Origin of the sequence: Streptomyces sp. 351MFTsu5.1 (assembly GCF_000383655.1) — a bacterium.
In the GTDB taxonomy this organism is placed as follows: domain Bacteria; phylum Actinomycetota; class Actinomycetes; order Streptomycetales; family Streptomycetaceae; genus Streptomyces; species Streptomyces griseorubiginosus.
This window is the reverse complement of sequence record NZ_KB911782.1, coordinates 145,712-162,905: the sequence shown is the minus strand read 5'-3', so window position 1 is coordinate 162,905 and position 17,194 is coordinate 145,712. Positions and strand designations below refer to the sequence as shown.

The window sequence follows — 17,194 nt, the reverse complement described above, 5'->3', positions numbered from 1 at the left end:
CGCCGTCGGATCAGCTCGCCGCGTAGTTGCGCAGGAACAGGGCCTCCGCGACCGACAGGCGCTCCAGCTCCTGCGGGGAGACGCTCTCGTTCACGGCGTGGATCTGGGCCGCCGGCTCGCTCAGGCCGATGAGGAGGATCTCGGCGTGCGGGTAGAGCGACGCGAGGGTGTTGCACAGGGGGATCGAGCCGCCCTGGCCGGCGTACTGCATCTCCTGGCCCGGGTAGGCCACCGCCATCGCCTCGGCCATCGCCGCGTAGGCCGGGCTGGTGGTGTCCGCGCTGAACGGCTGACCCTGGCCGACCTGTTCGATGCTCACCCGGGCGCCCCACGGCGTGTGCGCCTCGATGTGGGCCCGGAGCAGCTTGTTCGCCTCGGCCGCGTCGATGCCCGGCGGCACCCGCAGGCTGACCAGGGCGCGGGCGCTCGCCTGCACGGACGGGGTGGCGCCGACCACCGGCGGGCAGTCGATGCCGAGGACCGTCACCGCAGGGCGGGCCCAGATGCGGTCGGCGACCGTGCCGTCGCCGATCAGCTCGACGCCGTCCAGGACCTTGGCGTCCTTGCGGAACTGCTCCTCGTCATACGCGAGACCCTCCCACGACGCGTCCGGGGTGAGCCCGTCGACCGTGGTCGAACCGTCCTTCGCGCGCAGCGAGTCCAGGACCCGGATCAGCGCCGCCAGCGCGTCCGGGGCGGCACCGCCGAACTGGCCCGAGTGGAGGTTGCCCTCGAGGGTGTCCATCCGGACCCGCATCATGGTCATGCCGCGCAGGGTGGCGGTGACCGTCGGCAGACCGGCGCGGAAGTTGCCCGCGTCGCCGATGACGATGGTGTCCGCCTCCAGGAGCCCGGGATGCGCCTCGGCGTACCGCTCCAGCCCGCCCGTGCCCTGCTCCTCCGAGCCCTCGGCGATGAACTTGACGTGGACCGGCACCCCGCCGTTCGCCTTCAGGGCGCGCAGCGCGAGCAGGTGCATGATCACACCGCCCTTGCAGTCGGCGGCCCCGCGCCCGTACCAGCGGCCGTCCTCCCGCTCGGTGAGCTCGAACGGCGGGGTCTGCCAGCCCGCCTCGTCCAGCGGGGGCTGCACGTCGTAGTGGGCGTAGAGCAGGACGGTCTTCGCACCCTCGGGGCCCGGCAGACAGCCGTAGACCGACTGTGTGCCGTCCGGGGTGTCGAGCAGGGCCACGTCCTGGAAGCCCTCGGCGGTGAGCGCGTCCGCGACCCAGTTCGCGGCGGCCTCGCTCTCGCTCCTCGGGAACTGGTCGAAGTCCGCCACCGACCTGAACGCCACCAGTTCGGTGAGCTCCGCCCGCGCCCTCGGCATCAGCGAGGCGACGGTCTCGGCGACCGGATTCGGCGACATGGGCACGCTCCTTGTGGGTGCGACGTTGTACCTGTGAGTGCCGTAGATCCTCCCACAGCGGGTTGTGGGCGGGCCCGCCGTAGGATGCGGGAGACAGGTGCGGCAGCGGCTTGATCAGGAGCAGTAGACCATCGTGAGCAGCGAGAACTCTTCGGCGGGCGACCCTTCGACGGACGGCCCTTCGGCGGCCGGCCCCTCGGCGGGCGACTCCCCGGCGGACGGCGCGCGGGACGAGGCGCAGCGGGTGTGGGACGTCGTCGTGGTGGGCGCGGGACCCGCGGGGGCCTCGGCCGCCTATGCGGCGGCGGTCACCGGGCGGCGTGTGCTGTTGCTGGAGAAGGCCGAGCTGCCGCGGTACAAGACGTGCGGCGGCGGCATCATCGGACCCTCGCGGGACGCGTTGCCGCCCGGCTTCGAGCTGCCCTTCCGGGACAAGGTGCACGCGGTCACCTTCTCGAACAACGGCCGCTTCACCCGCACCCGGCGCTCCAAGCAGATGCTGTTCGGGCTGATCAACCGGCCCGAGTTCGACCAGCAGCTCGTCGAGCACGCGCAGAAGGCGGGCGCCGAGCTGCGCACCGGCGTCACCGTGCAGCGCGTCGAGCAGCACGGCTCGGCGGTGCCCGACCGGCGCACGGTCGCGGTGGTGCTCCAGGGCGGCGAGACCCTCCTCGCGCGGGCGGTCGTCGGGGCCGACGGCAGCGCCAGCCGTATAGGGGCGCATGTCGGGGTGAAGCTCGACCAGGTCGACCTGGGTCTCGAGTCGGAGATCCCGGTGCCGGAGACCGTCGCCGAGGACTGGAAGGGGCGGGTCCTCATCGACTGGGGCCCGATGCCCGGCAGTTACGGCTGGGTCTTCCCGAAGGGCGACACCCTGACCGTCGGTGTGATCTCGGCACGCGGTGAAGGCGCGGCCACCAAGCGGTACTTGGAGGACTTCGTCGGGCGGCTCGGTCTCGCCGGGTTCGAACCGAGCATCTCCTCGGGGCACTTGACCCGCTGCCGTGCCGACGACTCGCCGCTCTCGCGCGGCCGGGTGCTGGTGTGCGGTGACGCGGCCGGGCTGCTCGAGCCGTGGACCCGTGAGGGCATCTCTTTCGCGCTGCGCTCCGGCCGGCTCGCGGGGGAGTGGGCGGTACGGATCGCGGAGGCCCATGACGCGGTCGACACCCGGCGCCAGGCGCTGAACTACGCGTTCGCCATCAAGGCGGGGCTCGGCGTCGAGATGAGCGTCGGCAAGCGGATGCTGACCGCGTTCGAGCGCCGCCCCGGCCTCTTCCACGCGGCGCTGACGGGTTTCCGGCCCGCGTGGAACGCGTTCAAGGAGATCACCCAGGGCGCGACCTCGCTGGGCGAGCTGGTCCGGGGCCGGCCGATGGCCCAGCGGGCGCTGGCCGCCCTGGACCCGCGTCCGGCGGAGCGGGGGGCGGGCTCGGGCGAGCGGGAGACCGACAAGGGCGAGGAGGCCGCGTCCTGACGGTCGGTGTCCGTGGGGTGCGCCTGCCCCACGGTCACTTCCTGACCGTGATCCGGAACACCGGGTGGTCCGGGGCGGCCGCGATGATCTCCTCGTCGGAGGACTTCGCGGTGACGCCCTGGAAGTACTGGTTGACCTCCCAGCCCCACTTCTCCAGATAGGTCCGCAGGATCGGCAGCTTCTCCGCGTCGGGCAGCTCCACCGCGGTGAACGCGCGCACCTTGCGGCCGACCCGGAGTTCCCCGCCGCCGGCGGCCCGCATGTTGCGCACCCACTGGGAGTGCCCGCGCGCCGAGACGAGGTACTGCCCGCCGTCGTACGTGTGCGGGTTGACCGGGATGCGCTGCAGCTGTCCGCTCTTGCGGCCGCGCACCGACATCTCCGCGGTGCCCGCGAGGCTGAAGCCGTGCCGGGCCAGCCAGCCGATGACGCCGTTGAGGCGGACGTTGAGCGGGCTGCCCTTGAGGTAGTACGGCGACGACGACATGGTGTCTCCCCATCGAGTTGAGAGAGCGGTGCTCTCGTTTCGTGGCATCAGTCTGCACGCATCAGCACGGCAAAGCAAGAGCGGCGCTCTCTCTTGTGTGCACCGCTCTCTTTTTGCGAGACTGGGGCTCATGAACACCGCACAGGGCGCCCGGGCCCGGGCCCGGATCGAAGTCACCGCAGCCATCAAGGACGAGGCGCGCCGCCAGCTCGCGGCCGAGGGGGCGGCCAAGCTCTCGCTGCGGGCCGTGGCCCGTGAGCTGGGGATGGTCTCCTCCGCGCTGTACCGCTACTTCCCGAGCCGCGACGACCTGCTCACCGCGCTGATCATCGACGCGTACGACTCGCTGGGGGAGAGTGCGGAGCGGGCCCATGAGGCGGCCGCGGGGGCGGAGCCGCTGGACCGGTGGGTCGCGGTGTGCGAGGCGGTCCGCGGCTGGTCCCTCGACCATCCGCACGAGTACGCGCTGATCTACGGCTCTCCCGTCCCCGGCTACAGCGCACCGCAGACCACGGTCCCGCCCGCCGCCCGGGTCGGCCTGCTCCTGATCGGCGTCGTACGGGACGCGCACCTCGCCCCGGGCGGCCTGCGCCGGCTGCCCCCGCTGCCCGAGGAGCTCCGCCCCGAGGCCGACCGCATCGCCGGCGACCTCGCGCCGGACCTCCCGCCCGAGGCGATCACGGCCATGGTGGCGGCCTGGTCCCAGCTCTACGGCCTGGTCGGCTTCGAGCTCTTCGGCCAGTTCAACCGGGTCGTGGAGGCCCGCGCGCCGTTCTTCCGTCATGCGGTACGGCAGCTGGGGTGGGGCGTGGGGCTGCGGTAGCGGCTCCGGGCCCGGCGCTCCGGCCGACGGCTCGCGTACTTCGCCGGGAGTACGGGTGATCACCCCGCTCAGAGGACGCCCGGACCGGTACGGGGCCCTAGCGTGGCTGTCATGGACGGTGTGCGGGGCATGCGCGGGGATCGTTCGCCGTGGTGGCAGCGGTTCGGGGGGGAACGGCGGCAGAGCCGGTGGCCGTGGGCGTCCACCCTGCTGCTGACCCTCTTCGTGCTCGTGGGGTCGAACTACGCGGCCCACCAGCAGGCCGGGGAGCGGGCCGGACTCGACCCGTTCGCGCGGACGCTCCTGGTGATCGGCTCGGGGCTGCTGCTGTGGCGGCACCGGCAGCCGGTCCTCGTCGTGTTCGGGACCGCGGTCGCCGCCGTCCTGTACCTGGGCGCCGGCTACCCCTACGGGCCCGTCTTCCTCCCCGTCGCCCTCGCCTGCTTCAACGCCGTCGTGGCCGGACACCGCAAGGCCGCCTGGAGCGCCCTCGGAATGCTCTGGGCCGGGCACGTCCTGGTCGCCCACTGGCTGTACCGGTGGCTGCCGCCGGACCACGACCCCGCCGCCCCCTGGGGGCAGGAGGGCGTGACCGCGGCCTGGGTGGTCGCGATCGTCGCCGTCTCGGAACTCGCCCGCACCCGGCGCGAACAGTGGGCCCGGGAACGCGCCGAACGCGCCCGGGCCGCCCGGCGCCGCGCCGACGAGGAACGGCTGCGGATCGCCCGCGAACTCCATGACGTCCTCGCGCACAGCATCTCCGTGATCAACGTCCAGGCGGGCGTCGGCCTCGCCCTCCTCGACTCCGACCCCGAACAGGCCCGCACCGCGCTCACCACCATCAAGGCCGCCAGCAAGGAGGCGCTCGGCGAGGTCCGCCAGGTCCTCGACACCCTGCGCACCCCGGGCGACGCGCCCCGCGCCCCCGCCCCCGGGCTCGACCGCCTCCCCGAACTGACCTCCCAGGCCGCGGCCGCCGGCCTCACCGTCGAGGTGACCGGAACGGCACCGCCCCTGCCGCCCGGCGCCGACCTCGCCGCCTTCCGCATCGTCCAGGAGGCGCTCACCAATGTCGTACGGCACTCCGGATCGCGGCACGCGCGCGTGCGGCTCGATCACGACAAGGACGCCCTACGGCTCCGCGTCGACGACGACGGGCCCGCGACCGGCGCCGACGCGGGCGGCAGCGGCAACGGCCTGGCCGGAATGCGGGAGCGGGCCGCGGCCCTCGGTGGCACCATCGAGGCGGGCCCGCGTCCCGACGGAGGGTTCCGGGTGCTCGCCGTACTGCCGCTCAGGGCGAAGGCCAAGGAGGACGACCGGTGATCCGCGTACTGCTCGCCGACGACCAGTCACTCGTGCGGGCGGGCTTCCGGGCACTGCTCGACGCCCAGCCCGACATCGAGGTGGCCGGGGAGGCCTCCGACGGCGAGGACGCGGTCCGCAAGGTGCGTGAACTGCGGCCCGACATCGTCCTGATGGACATCCGGATGCCGCTGCTCGACGGCCTCGCCGCGACCCGGCGCATCACGGAGGACACCGCTCTCGGCGAGGTGAAGGTGGTCGTGCTCACCACCTTCGAACTCGACGAGTACGTCTTCGAGGCGATCCGCTCCGGAGCATCCGGCTTCCTCGTCAAGGACACCGAACCAGAAGAACTCCTGCGTGCCGTGAGGGCGGTGGTCGGCGGGGACGCGCTGCTCTCCCCGGGTGTGACCCGCCGTCTCATCGCCGAGTTCGCGGCCCGCTCCAAGGAGCCCGCGGCCGACGGCGCCCTCGCCGAACTCACCGAGCGGGAACGGGAGGTGATGGCCCTGGTCGGCATCGGCCTGTCCAACGACGAGATCGCCCGGCGCCTGGTCGTCAGCCCCCTGACCGCCAAGACCCACGTGAGCCGGACGATGGTCAAGCTCGGCGCCCGCGACCGGGCCCAACTGGTGGTGCTGGCCTACGAGTCGGGACTGGTGCGGCCGGGCTGGCTGGGCTGAGCGCCCTCCCGCCGGAACCGCACCAGCACGCTCACCACCCGCGCCGCGAAGAGCAGGGGAGCGAGGACGAGTCCCCCGCGGAGCAGCAACAGCTCGACGGAGCGCGGAAGTTCGAACAGCAGCACAGGTCCGGCCACCGCCCCGAACAGCGCCGCGGCCGCGAACAGCGCGCTGCACAGGGCGTATCCGATCTCCACGGTGATGGCGTCCCGCTCGGCCTGGCTCCGGCGTCCCCCGTACGTCTCCATCCTCGAAGTCTCACAGCCGTGCGCCCGGCGGAGCAAGGATGCTCCGCCGGGCGCACGGTGTCGGAGGCGTCCCCCGAGTCGGGCTGGTCGTGCTAGTCGCCTACGGCGACGCGCTCCGCCTCCCGCACGGTGGACTTGGCGACCACGACCGACGGCTGCGGCCGGCGCGCGGTGCGGGCTCCCGTGAGGGTGATCAGCAGTCCGGCCGCGGCGACGGCCGTGACCACGATCAGGCCGGGGCGGTAGCTGTCGAGGACGGCCTGCGGGGTGGCGTGCTCGGGGGCGCCCGCGGTCACCACGGCGGTGACGACGGCCAGGAAGATCGCGCCGCCCACCTGGACCGAGGTGTTGAGCAGCCCGGAGACCATGCCCTGCTCGTGGTCCTCGACACCGTTGGTGGCCTGGATGTTCAGAGAGGGGAAGACCAGCGCGCAGGCGGCGCCGATGAGCAGCATCGACGGCAGGATCGCGGCCGCGTACACGGGGTGGAGGTCGACGCCCAGGAACAGCGCGTACCCGACGACCATCAGTGCGAAGCCGGCCGGGATCAGCCGGTGGGTGCCGAACCGGTCGACGATCGAGCCGACCTTCGTGGAGGACACCGCCACCAGCGCGCCGGCGGGCAGGAAGGCGAGCGCGGTGTGCAGCGCCGACCAGCCGAGCAGCGACTGCATGTACAGGGTCACCAGGAACTGGAAGCCGACGTACGAGCCGAAGAAGGCCATGGCGCCGAGCTGGGCCCGGAGCTGGGTGCCGGAGCGCAGCACCCCGAGGCGGATCAGCGGGCCCGGCGAGCGCCGCTCGACCAGGACGAACACCGTGAGCAGGGCGGCCACGGCAAGGAAGGACAGCAGCGTGCGGGCGGAGGCCCAGCCGGACTCCGGGGCCTGGACGACGGTGAAGACCAGCAGCAGCATCGAGGCGGTGCCGAGGACGGCGCCGGGGACGTCGTAGCCGTTGTGGTCCTTCTCCCGGGCGCTGCGGGGCAGCAGCTTCAGGCCGGCCACCAGGGCGAGGAGCGCGATCGGGGCGGGCAGCAGCATGGTCAGGCGCCAACTGGCCTCGGTGAGCAGGCCGGAGAGCACCAGGCCCATGGAGAAGCCGGTGGCGGCGCAGGTGGTGTAGATGGAGAGCGCGCGGTTGCGCAGCGGGCCCTCGGGGAACGTCGTGGTGATGATGGACAGGCCCGCGGGCGCGGTGAAGGCGGCGCTCAGGCCCTTGATGAACCGGCTGGCGATCAGCAGCGGTCCCGAGTCGACGAGGCCGCCGAGCAGCGAGGCGACCGCGAAGACGCCGAGGGCCACCAGGAAGACCTGACGGCGTCCCAGCAGGTCGGCCGCCCGGCCGCCCAGGAGCAGGAGACCGCCGTAGCCGAGGATGTAGCCGCTGACGATCCATTGCAGCGTCGAGGTGGAGAGGTCCAGGTCGGCGCCGATGGAGGGCAGGGCGACGCCGACCATCGACACGTCCAGCGCGTCCAGGAACATGGCGGCGCACAGCACCAGGAGGGTGCCCCAGAGCCTGGGTGTCCAGCGGACCGACGAGGAAGGGTCCGCGGGGGTGGTGAGCGGAGAGGTCATGCCGAAGACACTACATGCGTATGCATCGAATGCAAGCGCATTTAATTCCGATGCAATAATCCACTTTCTCTGCTACGGTGCCGCGCATGGTGGCGAAGAAGCCCGAGCGGGAGCTGGCGGAGCAGTGGCGGGACATCCTGGCCCTGCACGCGCGCACGCAGTGCGAACTGGACCGCGCGCTGCACGGCCACGGCCTGTGTGCGAGTGACTTCGAGGTGCTGGACGTCCTGGCCGACGGCGGCTGCGCCTACCGGGTCCAGGAGATCTCCGAGCGCGTCCATCTGAGCCAGAGCGCCCTGTCCCGGCTGATCGCCCGCCTGGAGAAGGACGGCCTCGTCGAACGCGGGATGTGCGCGGAGGACCGCCGGGGCGTCCGGGTGTCGCTCACCCCGAAGGGACGCGCGCTGCACGGCGACGCCCTTCCGGTGCAGCGCGCGGTCCTCACCAGGATGCTGCAACCCTCCTAGTCCACGGCGGACCGCTGCCGCCAGAACTCGGCGACCGAGGCGTCCCCGGTCACCCGGGGGAACGGCAGCCGGTTCCACAGCGCCAGATACAGGTCCGCCGCCGGCCCGGACACCTCGCAGTCGGCGGGCCCCTGCTCGCCGCGCTCCGCCGCGGGCGGCTCCTCGCTCAGTCGTACGGTCCACACCGCGCCGTCGGTGTCGCCCGCCCGCACCCGCAGGACCCGGGGCTCGGCGCTGCGGGCCCCGCTCTTCGCGCGGGCGTGGAACCCGCGCAGCAACTCGTCGATGCCGTCGGCCGCGAAGTCCCGCCCGAGTCCGCCGGGGCTGCCGCCGCGGGCCGCCTCCGCGTCGAAGCGGTGCACGGCCGTCTCGTGCGCCTGGCGCCGGGCCCAGAACGCCAGCGGTGAGGGGGCGGGCAGGAAGTGCCAGCACTCCACGTCGGGGGCCGCCGAGTCGAGCGTGTCGACCAGCCGGCGGTGGCCGGTGCGGAACCAGGCCAGCAACTCCTCGCCGTCCAGGCCGGGTTCGTCGGCCATGGGGCGGAAGGCGGTGTGCCCCTCGGCCGCGAACGCGGTCGCCCAGCGATGCACCACCCCCGTGTGCCTGAGCAGATCCCGCACCTGCCACTCCGGGCAGGTCGGCACCTTGGCGTCGGTGCCCGCCTGCTCGGCGGCCGACGCCAGCGACCGGCCTTCCCGCTCCAGGATCCGGATGAACTCGGCTGTCTCCATGGGGGGAGTGTGCCTCACGGCGACGCCCGGCGGGACTACCAGTCGCGGGCCGCCGCCAGCAGGTGGTCGCGGACCACGGCCACGTGCGGGTTGCCGGAAGTGCCGGGCCGCTGGACCAGGAAGCTGGTGTTGATGGGTGGGTCCTCGGGATCGTGCAGCAGGACCAGTGATCCCGACGCCAGCTCCGCGGCGCACAGGTAGCGGGGCAGCACGGTGAATCCGGTGCCGCCGACGACCGCGGCCTTGACCGCGTTCAGGTCGGGCATGGTCACCTCGGGCTGCCGCACCAGGCGCCCTCCGAACACGTGCCGCCAGTACCGGCGCACGATGGGCAGGTCCTCGGCGTAGGCGACGAGGGGGACGGCGTGCAGGGCGGCCTGGAGGCGGGCGGGGGTGCCGGGCCGCTCCGCTCGGGTGGACGGTCGTTCGGTGCGCGTGGGGGTGCCGGGCTGATGGGCTCGGGTGGGGGAGGCCGGCCGTTCTCCTCGGACGGGGGAGGTGAGCCGTTCCGCCTGGGTGGGGGACGTGACCAGGACGAACTCCTCGTCGGTCAGGGGCAGGGCCGTGAGGGCGCGGCCACGGGGCCGGAAGGTGGCGATCACCAGGTCGTGCCGGCCCGCGCGCAGATCCTCCAGGAGCGGTTCGGTCAGACCCGGCGTGATGCGCAGCCGTACCCCCGCGTCCACCAGCGGAGCCAGCCCCGGCAGCACGCAGCGGGACAGCAGCTCGGCGGGGCCTGCCAGATGCACCGGCTCGGCCGGGGCGTCGTCCGTGCCGTCGGCGGGCCCGGCGACCGCGGCCAGCTCGTCCAGGGGCCGCACGATCCGGGCGGCGAGCTCGTCCGCGTGCGGTGCCGGGGCCACTCCCCGTGCCTGGCGCTCGAACAACTCATGGCCCAGCTGCCGTTCCAGACTGCGGATCTGAGTGGTGACCGTGGGCTGGGAGAGGCCGAGGAGGCGGGCGGCGGCGGTGAAGGAGCCGGTGCGGTGCACCGTCAGGAACGTCCGCAGCAGATTCAGGTCCAGCGGTGCGCCGACGCTCTTGACGGGCTCCCCGGAGCCATTGGTGTGCCTATCCCTCATATGCGTGAGCCTATTGGCCTGCCGGGGCGGGGCGGGATTACGGTTTCACCATGTCGAAGATCCTTTTTGTGATGACCGGCGCCGACCACTGGACGCTGGCCGACGGTTCGCAGCACCCCACCGGCTTCTGGGCCGAGGAGGCCGTCGCCCCGTACGAGGCCTTCAAGGCCGCCGGCCACGAGATCGTGGTGGCCACTCCCGGCGGGGTCGTGCCGACCGTGGACAAGGGCAGCCTCGCCGCCGAGGTCAACGGCGGGCAGGAGAACGCCGACCGCATCGCCGGGGTGCTCGCCTCGGCCGCCGAACTCCAGCGGCCCCTGCGCCTGGAGGACGTGCGCCTCGACGACTACGCGGCCGTGTTCTACCCCGGCGGTCACGGTCCGATGGAGGACCTGGCGGTCGACGCGGACTCCGGTCGGCTGCTCACCGCCGCCCTGGAGAGCGGCAAGCCCCTCGGTGTCGTCTGTCACGCTCCCGCCGCACTGCTCGCCGCGACCGGCGCCGACGGCTCCAACGCGTTCGCCGGGCGCCGGGTGGCCGCGTTCACCAACGCCGAGGAGACCCAGGCGGGCCTCGCCGACAAGGCCAAGTGGCTGCTCCAGGACCGGCTCACCGAGGCGGGTGTGCTGGTCGACGAGGCCGAGCCGTGGGCCCCGCACGTGATCGTCGACGGCAACCTGGTGACCGGCCAGAACCCGGCGTCCTCCGCGCCGCTCGCCGCCGAACTTCTCAAGAAGCTGGGCTGAGGCCCGGGGCCCCTGTGCGCTTGGTCAAGGTCGAAGGCCAGTAGGTTCATGGGGCCGGGGCAGACCGAGCCATAGGGGTGTGCATGAGTGAGAGCCAGGTGACGATCAAGCTCACGGGCGACGAGGCACTGGTGCTGTCGCACTGGCTGGAGAAGCTCCAGATGACGGACCTCGGCCGAGTTGTCGACGATCCGGCGGTCTGGGCCCCGATCCGTCGAATCGCCGGAACGCTCGACAAGACGCTTCCTGAGCTGTTCGCGCCCGACTATGGCCGGCGGCTGGAGGCCGCTCGTCAGCGGCTTCGGCCGGAGGACTGATCGAGCGGTGAGGACTCACCGTCTTCTTGGCTCCGTGACGGCACCTTGTGTGAATCCCCACGGCTGCGGCCAGGTGAGGGGAGGTCCTCAGACGTCCAGCGCGGGCAGGACCACCGCCTCGATGTAGTCCCGGACGAAGGCGGGGTCGGCCGGCTCGGCCTCCGCCAGCTGGTGGGCGAGCAGCAGGCCGACGAGCGTGTGCGGGACGAAGGGCAGGGCGGGGGTGTCCGCGGAGACCTCGCCCCGCTCGACGGCGTGTCCCAACATCTCGGCGAGACCGGTCAGTTCGGGGAACACGAACAGCTCACGCAGTGCCTCGAGAAGGTCGGGGTGGGCGTGGGAGGCCTGGAGGAGCCCGCGCAGCAGGGCGGTGTCCCGCTCCATCCGCGGCTTGCTCAACCGGTCCACCACCGCCAGGAAGTCGCCGCGCAGCGAGCCGGTGTCGACACCGGCCAGGGCGACGGGCTTCTCGTGGCGCAGCGCCTCGGCGACCAGCTGCGGCTTCCCCGTCCACTGGCGGTAGAGGGTGGCCTTGCTGCACCGGGTGCGGGCGGCGACGGCCTCCATGGTGAGGCTGTCGTAGCCGACCTCCCGCAGCAGGTCGAGGACGCTCGTGTACAGCTCCGCCTGCCGTGCCTGTGTCAGCTTGCTGCGGCGGCTGCGGGAGACGCGGGCGGTGCCGGTGCCGTCCCTGTCGCTGCCGTCCATGCCCACCTCATCCAAACGAAACGGTTTCGTACACGTGTAGATTACTCCCTTGTTGTTCAATGTGAAACCGTCTCGGTGGTGTTGCGGGTCCCGAGGGGTGAGCCTCTGAAGCTCCTCAAGTCGCTTGGCGGGGGCGGGACATGACCGCCACGATGATCCGTATGCCGGGAATCACAGGACTGAACAAGAAACACAACTTCGTGCTGCTCGTCAGGGACGCCGACGTGGTCGGAGCGGCCCTGCGGCAGGCGCTGGCCGAGGCCACGCCCGAGGAGCGCCCCGGGCTGGAACGTGCCGCCGCCCTCGTCGAGTCCACCGCTGCCGCCACCGAGGCGGAGTTGCGCGCCCGCTGGGTCCGCTCCCGGCTGGCCGACGTCGGCTTCACGGGCGACATCACCTCGGTGGCGGCGGTGCGGGCACTGCGGAAGGCGGAGCCGAAACTGAGTCTGGCGGCCGCCGTCCAGCTGCAGCGGGAGGCGGTGGCTCACGCGGAGTGATGCAACGGGTAACTGATCGCGAACAGACCGCGCGGACCAGCCGTTCTTCCGCGCAGAACGGTTCCTTCCTGCGAAGCTCGGTGTGTGACGTACGTAGTGACTGTGGACACCCGCATCCCGGAAGGCACTCCGGAGATGGACCCCCTCCAGCGAGCCGGCGCCGTGGCGCTCCTCGAGGACGGATTCCAGTCCGTCAGGTCCCTGGAGGGCGCCGACGGTGCGGAAGCCGAGCTCCTCGACAGCATCGTGGCCGTCCACCCGGACGGCGCCCTGCTGAAGGTCTTCGTGGACGCTCCGGCGCTGGAGTTCGCCGAGGACGCGGTGCAGGTCCTGGTGGACGAGCTGCTGGAGCGCTCCGAACTGCTCGCGGACTGGAGGATCGAGCGCTGCGAGGTCGAACTCCACCAGGATCTCGCCAGGGAGAGCCTCGACGCCGCCGACGGCCCCGACGCCCCGCCCGACGACCCGGCCGTCCGCAAGGCCCGGCACACCCAGCACCCGACCGGTGAGCGCGTCGGCGAGGAGTACGACGCGGACGTACGGGCCAAGTCCGTACGGAACCGGATGCTGGAGCTGGCGGATCAGCTGCGTTCGTTCCCTCCTGCCGCCTTCGGCGTGCTCGACGGCGCGGAGGGGCAGGGGGATGAGTCCGGGGGCTTCTCCGTCTCGCCGGAGGGCGCCGCGCTCGTCGCCGGCGCGCTCGTCCTCGCGACCGACGTCCTGGTCGCCGAGCTGTTCGAGGACGTGCAGGTCCTGACGCAGGAGGACAGCAGCGTCGCCGAATGCGAAGGGCCCCTGTGGCACCTGGAGCGGCTGCCCGACCGGTACGCCCTGCGCTACGACGCCCTGTTCGCCCGCCGCTTCCTGGTGGCCGTGGTCGCCCTGACCACCCGCTTCACCGACGGAAGCTTCCGGCGGCTCGGCTGTGTGGCCGAGGAGCTCGCCCTGCGGTTCCTCCTGCGCGAGGCGACGGCGACTCTTGAGGTCTACGGCCTTCTCGACGACGACGTCTCGGCGGCACTCGACGCCTTCGCCGGCCACGTCTTCGAGGACACGGATCACGAGTGGCTGTACGACGGCTCGATGGACGTCGACGACGAGGAGACGCTCGGCAGTGCCCTCGGGATCGAACTCGTGGCGTTCGAGGAGTGGTTCACGCCGTTCGACGAGGGCCGGTACGTCCACCCGTCGGTGGCCGACGGTCCCGTGGAGGGGCACCGGTAGGGCCCCCGCCCTGCCCGGACTCGGAGCGCCCGGCTCTGGCCCGGTGTCCGGGCGGGGAGTCCACGGGCCAGCTGTCCACGAGTCGCTCGTCGTGGTCCCCGGTCCGCTCGACCAGCAGGAGGTGTGCGGCCGGCATCCCGCCGTACGCGCCGATCCAGTCCCGGAACTTGTCGCGGGCCGTGGCCTCCCGGGACCACCAGCCGTGCATCACCGGGCGGCCGCTGGAGGACACCGTGAGGTGGAAGCCCTGCGGATCGGGCGCGGGGCCGGTCATGTGAGCCTGATCCCGCGCGGTCTGTGCGGCTCACGGGCGATGTGGCCGAGCGCCTCGATCCGGCCCAGGTGGTAGTGGACGGAGGAACGGCTGCGCAGGCCGACCCACGCGCCGATCTCCCGCACGGTGGGGGCTTCGCCGCGCTCGGCGATCGACTCGCGGATGCAGCGCAGGATCTGCTCCTGGGTGCTGGTGAGGTAGTCGACCCTGTGGTTCGCCATAGTCGGATTAGATCGCGTGTTCGAATTCGGCGGCAAGTCGACGTGCGCGGTCGGCGCGAGGAGCGGGGGCGGACGGATCAGTCGACGTGGATCGGCATGGAGTCGCTGGTCAGGGCGCTGATCGCAAGGCGTGCGCAGGCTCACCGACCCGGCATGCCGTGGTTCAGCCCGCCGCCCGGCGGGTCAACAGGGCGATGGCCGCGGCTGTCGCGGCGAGGGCCGCCACGCTGGTGAGGGCGGCGGGCAGGGAGAACCAGTCGGCCATGAAACCGATCGCGGGCGGACCGAGGAGCATGCCGCCGTAGCCGAGGGTGGAGGCGATCGCGACCCCGTCCGGTCCGGCCAGCCTGCCCGCACGTTCGACGGCGACGGGGAAGAGGTTGGCGAGACCGAGCCCGGTGATCATGAAGCCGAGGAGCGCCGCCCAGACGGAGGGGGCGAGGGCGCCGAGCAGCATGCCGAGTGCGGCGATGGTGCCGCCGCCCACGAGCGTGCGGGTCTGGCCGAGACGTTCGAGCAGCCTGGTGCCGGTCAGGCGGCCGATGGTCATGGCGAGCGCGAAGCAGGAGTAGCCGACCGCCGCGACACCGGGTGCGGCGTCGAGGTCGTGCTCCAGGTGCAGCGCGCTCCAGTCGGCCAGGGCGCCCTCGCCGTAGGCCGTGCACAGGGCGATCAGGCCGAAGGTGATGACGAGACCGCGGGTACGGGTGTTCGGGCGGCGGGGTGCGGAGGGCCGGTGGGTGCTGTCCTCCGGGGTGCTCGGGGGCTGGATGCGCAGCAGGGTCCGGCCCGCGACGGCGGTGACGAGCAGGCCGATCACGGTGAGCCCGAGCAGGTGCCGGGCGGGGGAGAGGCTCCCGGCGACGAGTCCGCCGAGACCGGCGCCGATCATCCCCCCGAGACTGAAGGCGGCGTGGAAGCTGGGCATGATCGGCCGGCGCAGGGCGGCCACGAGATCGACGGCGGCGCTGTTGAACGCCACGTTGAGGCTGCCGTAGGCCGCGCCGAACAGCAGCAGGACGGTGCCGAGCGCCACCGCGGAGTGGGTCAGCGGCGGCAGCGCGACGCTGAGGGAGAGCAGGACGGCGCAGGCGACGGTGACGCGGTGGGTGCCGTAGCGCCCGCACAGGCGGCCGGTCAGCATCATGGTGATCACCGCGCCTGCCGACACGCCGAGGAGAGCGAGGCCGAGGGCGCTGGCGGAGGCGCCCGTCTGTTCCTTGATCGCGGGGATGCGGACGACCCATCCGGCGAAGATGAATCCGTCGAGGGCGAAGAAGACGGTGAGGGCGATGCGGAGCCGACTGAGGTCGCTGCGACTGCCCCGCACGGCGCTGTGCGACCGGGCTTTGTTTATTTGCGGCACAAAATCAGGGTAGGTGGGCGCTCGGGTGTGGGCAAGGGTGTTCGGTTGAGCGGAGACGGGGGGTTTGGGGCGGAGGTGGGGCTGTGGAGGTTCGTGGCGGGCGGTGTGGGGGCGGTTTGTGGAGGGCGGTTCGCGGAGGGTGGGGCTGCGGACGTTCGTGGACGCGGCGCGGTATCTCGTACGCCGGTCCAGTCCGGTCCGGTCCGGCCTGGCCTGGCCTGGTCCGTCCGCCTCGCTTCCGCGTCGTCGAGTTCGCGCCGATCCGCATGTCGACTTCACTTCCGTGCCGTTGAGCGGCCGTGCCGATGGGGATACTGGGGCCGGGCGGACGATCCGCCGCCCCGCCGTACGGCGGTGAGGCACGGCCTTGTCGGGTGGGCGGGCGGTCCCTCGGGGGTGAGGGGAGCCTCTTGGTGGTTCTCGGTGCACACGGCACCACGGCCGCGACGGGAGCGGTCGAGATCGCGCGGCTCGGTGGCCTGTGGCGGGTCACGCGACCCTGGCATCCCGGATTGCGGCCGTACCTGCGCAGTTACGTCGGCTACTGGGAGGCCGTGCCCACTCCGTACGAGGCCAGGCTGGTGCCGACCGGGTGCGCGACCTTGCTGATCAGTCTCGCGGAACCGTTCACGCAGCTGCGCAGGCTCGGCATGCGGGACGGAGGCAGCGGGTCCATCGGGTCGCTGGTGGTGGGGCTGGAGGACCGGCCCGCGATCTGTACGCACCCCGGCGGTCAGGAGGCGATCCGGGTCGAGTTCACCCCGCTCGGCGCCTACCGGCTGTTCGGCATGCCGATGGGCGAGTTGACGAACCTGGCCGTCGAGATCCGGGACGTCCTGGGTTCAGGGGCAGGGGTGTTGGTGGAACGGATGGCGGCCACCCGGGACTGGGCCGCCAGGTTCGACCTGCTGGACGCGGCCCTCCTGGAGCGGCTCGGTCTCGGCCCCGATCCCGCTCCGGAGGTCGACCAGGCCTGGCAGTTGCTCTCCGGCAGCGCGGGAGCGATCCCGATCGCCCGGATCGCCGCCGAAGTGGGCTGGAGCCAGGGGTACTTGATCCGGCGGTTCACCCAGCAGGTCGGGCTCACCCCGAAGGCGTCCGCCCGGGTGCTGCGCTTCCGCCGTGCCGTGACCCTGCTCGGCCGCGGGACGGCGAGCCTGACCGAGATCTCCACGGTTTGCGGCTTCTACGATCAGGCCCATCTCAACCGCGAGTTCCGGGCCATCGCCGGGACCACGCCCGGGCGGATGGTGGCGGCGCGGCGGGTGGAAGGGGCGGTGGCGCTGACCGGGAGTGCAAATTCTTCCAAGACCGCGTCGGCCGCGGCCCGGTAGCGTCCCCGCTCGTACGGCGGATGGCCGGTCGGATGGCGCGGGGGACCGTCCGACCGGCCGGACCCTGCGCCACGGGTCGTGGGTGCCGCGCACGCGGGACGCCGTGAATGCTGCCGCGGCAGCGACCCCACCTGGCCGTCATGTGCGGGCGGTTTCCGGGAGGTTAGGTCTGCCGGAGGGTTTCGGGCCTTCAGCGGCGCCGCAGATGCGACGGGCAGTGTCTCGGGGGATTCCGGGTGACCTGGGTGGATGGTG

General features: G+C 72.4%; 19 protein-coding genes. 10 read left to right on the top strand and 9 right to left on the bottom strand.

Going from position 1 to position 17,194, the window contains the following annotated elements:
• Positions 1–10 precede the first annotated feature (10 nt).
• Complete coding sequence (locus H295_RS0119685) at positions 11–1,369, bottom strand: dipeptidase (RefSeq protein WP_020137059.1); 1,359 nt, start codon at positions 1,367–1,369, stop codon at positions 11–13.
• A 244-nt stretch (positions 1,370–1,613) separates the two neighbouring features.
• Between H295_RS0119685 and H295_RS0119680 the strand changes: the two genes are divergently transcribed.
• Positions 1,614–2,846, top strand: coding sequence for a geranylgeranyl reductase family protein (locus tag H295_RS0119680; RefSeq protein WP_051135584.1), 1,233 nt, complete (start codon positions 1,614–1,616; stop codon positions 2,844–2,846).
• 34 nt (positions 2,847–2,880) lie between these two features.
• Here the strand turns inward: H295_RS0119680 and H295_RS0119675 are convergent, their stop codons facing one another.
• Positions 2,881–3,333: a nitroreductase family deazaflavin-dependent oxidoreductase gene (locus H295_RS0119675; RefSeq protein WP_020137057.1), complete on the bottom strand. Its 453-nt coding sequence runs from the start codon at positions 3,331–3,333 to the stop codon at positions 2,881–2,883.
• Between the two features lie 130 nt (positions 3,334–3,463).
• Between H295_RS0119675 and H295_RS0119670 the strand changes: the two genes are divergently transcribed.
• The 3 genes from H295_RS0119670 to H295_RS0119660 all read left to right on the top strand — a co-directional run bounded on the left by H295_RS0119670 (position 3,464) and on the right by H295_RS0119660 (position 6,144).
• The gene (locus H295_RS0119670; RefSeq protein WP_020137056.1) at positions 3,464–4,156 is read left to right on the top strand and encodes a TetR/AcrR family transcriptional regulator; all 693 of its coding nucleotides are present in this window, start codon (positions 3,464–3,466) and stop codon (positions 4,154–4,156) included.
• Between the two features lie 111 nt (positions 4,157–4,267).
• Positions 4,268–5,482 carry a sensor histidine kinase gene (locus H295_RS0119665; protein ID WP_020137055.1) on the top strand — a complete coding sequence of 405 codons (1,215 nt, stop codon included), beginning with the start codon at positions 4,268–4,270 and terminating at the stop codon, positions 5,480–5,482.
• On the top strand, positions 5,479–6,144 hold the full coding sequence (locus H295_RS0119660) for a response regulator (RefSeq protein ID WP_020137054.1): 666 nt from the start codon (positions 5,479–5,481) through the stop codon (positions 6,142–6,144). The genes H295_RS0119665 and H295_RS0119660 overlap by 4 nt, the downstream gene beginning before the upstream one ends.
• On the opposite strand, the gene H295_RS0119655 is transcribed toward H295_RS0119660, so the two are convergent.
• Both H295_RS0119655 and H295_RS0119650 read right to left on the bottom strand, forming a co-directional pair.
• Entirely contained in the window at positions 6,105–6,392 is a 288-nt protein-coding gene (locus tag H295_RS0119655; RefSeq protein ID WP_020137053.1) for a DUF6332 family protein, read from the bottom strand. The two genes, H295_RS0119660 and H295_RS0119655, sit on opposite strands and share 40 nt — an antisense overlap.
• A 92-nt stretch (positions 6,393–6,484) precedes the next feature.
• A complete protein-coding gene (locus tag H295_RS0119650) occupies positions 6,485–7,972 on the bottom strand; it encodes an MFS transporter (RefSeq protein ID WP_020137052.1) in 1,488 nt (495 codons plus the stop codon).
• An 86-nt stretch (positions 7,973–8,058) separates the two neighbouring features.
• On the opposite strand from H295_RS0119650, the gene H295_RS0119645 reads away from it, so the two are divergent.
• A complete protein-coding gene (locus H295_RS0119645; RefSeq protein ID WP_020137051.1) occupies positions 8,059–8,439 on the top strand; it encodes a MarR family winged helix-turn-helix transcriptional regulator in 381 nt (126 codons plus the stop codon).
• Here the strand turns inward: H295_RS0119645 and H295_RS0119640 are convergent.
• Complete coding sequence (locus tag H295_RS0119640) at positions 8,436–9,170, bottom strand: maleylpyruvate isomerase family mycothiol-dependent enzyme (protein WP_020137050.1); 735 nt, start codon at positions 9,168–9,170, stop codon at positions 8,436–8,438. The genes H295_RS0119645 and H295_RS0119640 overlap by 4 nt on opposite strands.
• Positions 9,171–9,205: 35 nt before the next feature.
• Complete coding sequence (locus H295_RS0119635; RefSeq protein ID WP_020137049.1) at positions 9,206–10,252, bottom strand: LysR family transcriptional regulator; 1,047 nt, start codon at positions 10,250–10,252, stop codon at positions 9,206–9,208.
• A 50-nt stretch (positions 10,253–10,302) separates the two neighbouring features.
• On the opposite strand from H295_RS0119635, the gene H295_RS0119630 reads away from it, so the two are divergent.
• Positions 10,303–10,998, top strand: coding sequence for a type 1 glutamine amidotransferase domain-containing protein (locus tag H295_RS0119630; protein ID WP_028809538.1), 696 nt, complete (start codon positions 10,303–10,305; stop codon positions 10,996–10,998).
• Positions 10,999–11,081: 83 nt separating this feature from the next.
• Entirely contained in the window at positions 11,082–11,315 is a 234-nt protein-coding gene (locus tag H295_RS0119625; protein WP_028809537.1) for a hypothetical protein, read from the top strand.
• An 87-nt stretch (positions 11,316–11,402) separates the two neighbouring features.
• Here the strand turns inward: H295_RS0119625 and H295_RS0119620 are convergent, their stop codons facing one another.
• Entirely contained in the window at positions 11,403–12,023 is a 621-nt protein-coding gene (locus H295_RS0119620) for a TetR/AcrR family transcriptional regulator (protein ID WP_020137046.1), read from the bottom strand.
• A gap of 161 nt (positions 12,024–12,184) precedes the next feature.
• Between H295_RS0119620 and H295_RS0119615 the strand changes: the two genes are divergently transcribed.
• Together H295_RS0119615 and H295_RS0119610 are read left to right on the top strand one after the other, a co-directional pair.
• A complete protein-coding gene (locus H295_RS0119615) occupies positions 12,185–12,520 on the top strand; it encodes a hypothetical protein (RefSeq protein WP_028809535.1) in 336 nt (111 codons plus the stop codon).
• Between the two features lie 84 nt (positions 12,521–12,604).
• Positions 12,605–13,744, top strand: a complete 1,140-nt coding sequence (locus tag H295_RS0119610; protein WP_043217647.1) for a hypothetical protein — start codon at positions 12,605–12,607, stop codon at positions 13,742–13,744.
• Between the two features lie 270 nt (positions 13,745–14,014).
• Here H295_RS0119610 and H295_RS0119605 read toward each other — a convergent pair whose 3' ends face one another.
• Both H295_RS0119605 and H295_RS0119600 read right to left on the bottom strand, forming a co-directional pair.
• A complete protein-coding gene (locus tag H295_RS0119605; RefSeq protein WP_020137043.1) occupies positions 14,015–14,239 on the bottom strand; it encodes a LexA family protein in 225 nt (74 codons plus the stop codon).
• Between the two features lie 163 nt (positions 14,240–14,402).
• Entirely contained in the window at positions 14,403–15,569 is a 1,167-nt protein-coding gene (locus tag H295_RS0119600) for an MFS transporter (RefSeq protein ID WP_020137042.1), read from the bottom strand.
• A gap of 449 nt (positions 15,570–16,018) precedes the next feature.
• Here H295_RS0119600 and H295_RS0119595 point away from each other — a divergent pair, with 449 nt between their 5' ends.
• Positions 16,019–16,939, top strand: a complete 921-nt coding sequence (locus H295_RS0119595) for a helix-turn-helix domain-containing protein (RefSeq protein WP_020137041.1) — start codon at positions 16,019–16,021, stop codon at positions 16,937–16,939.
• Positions 16,940–17,194 lie beyond the last annotated feature (255 nt).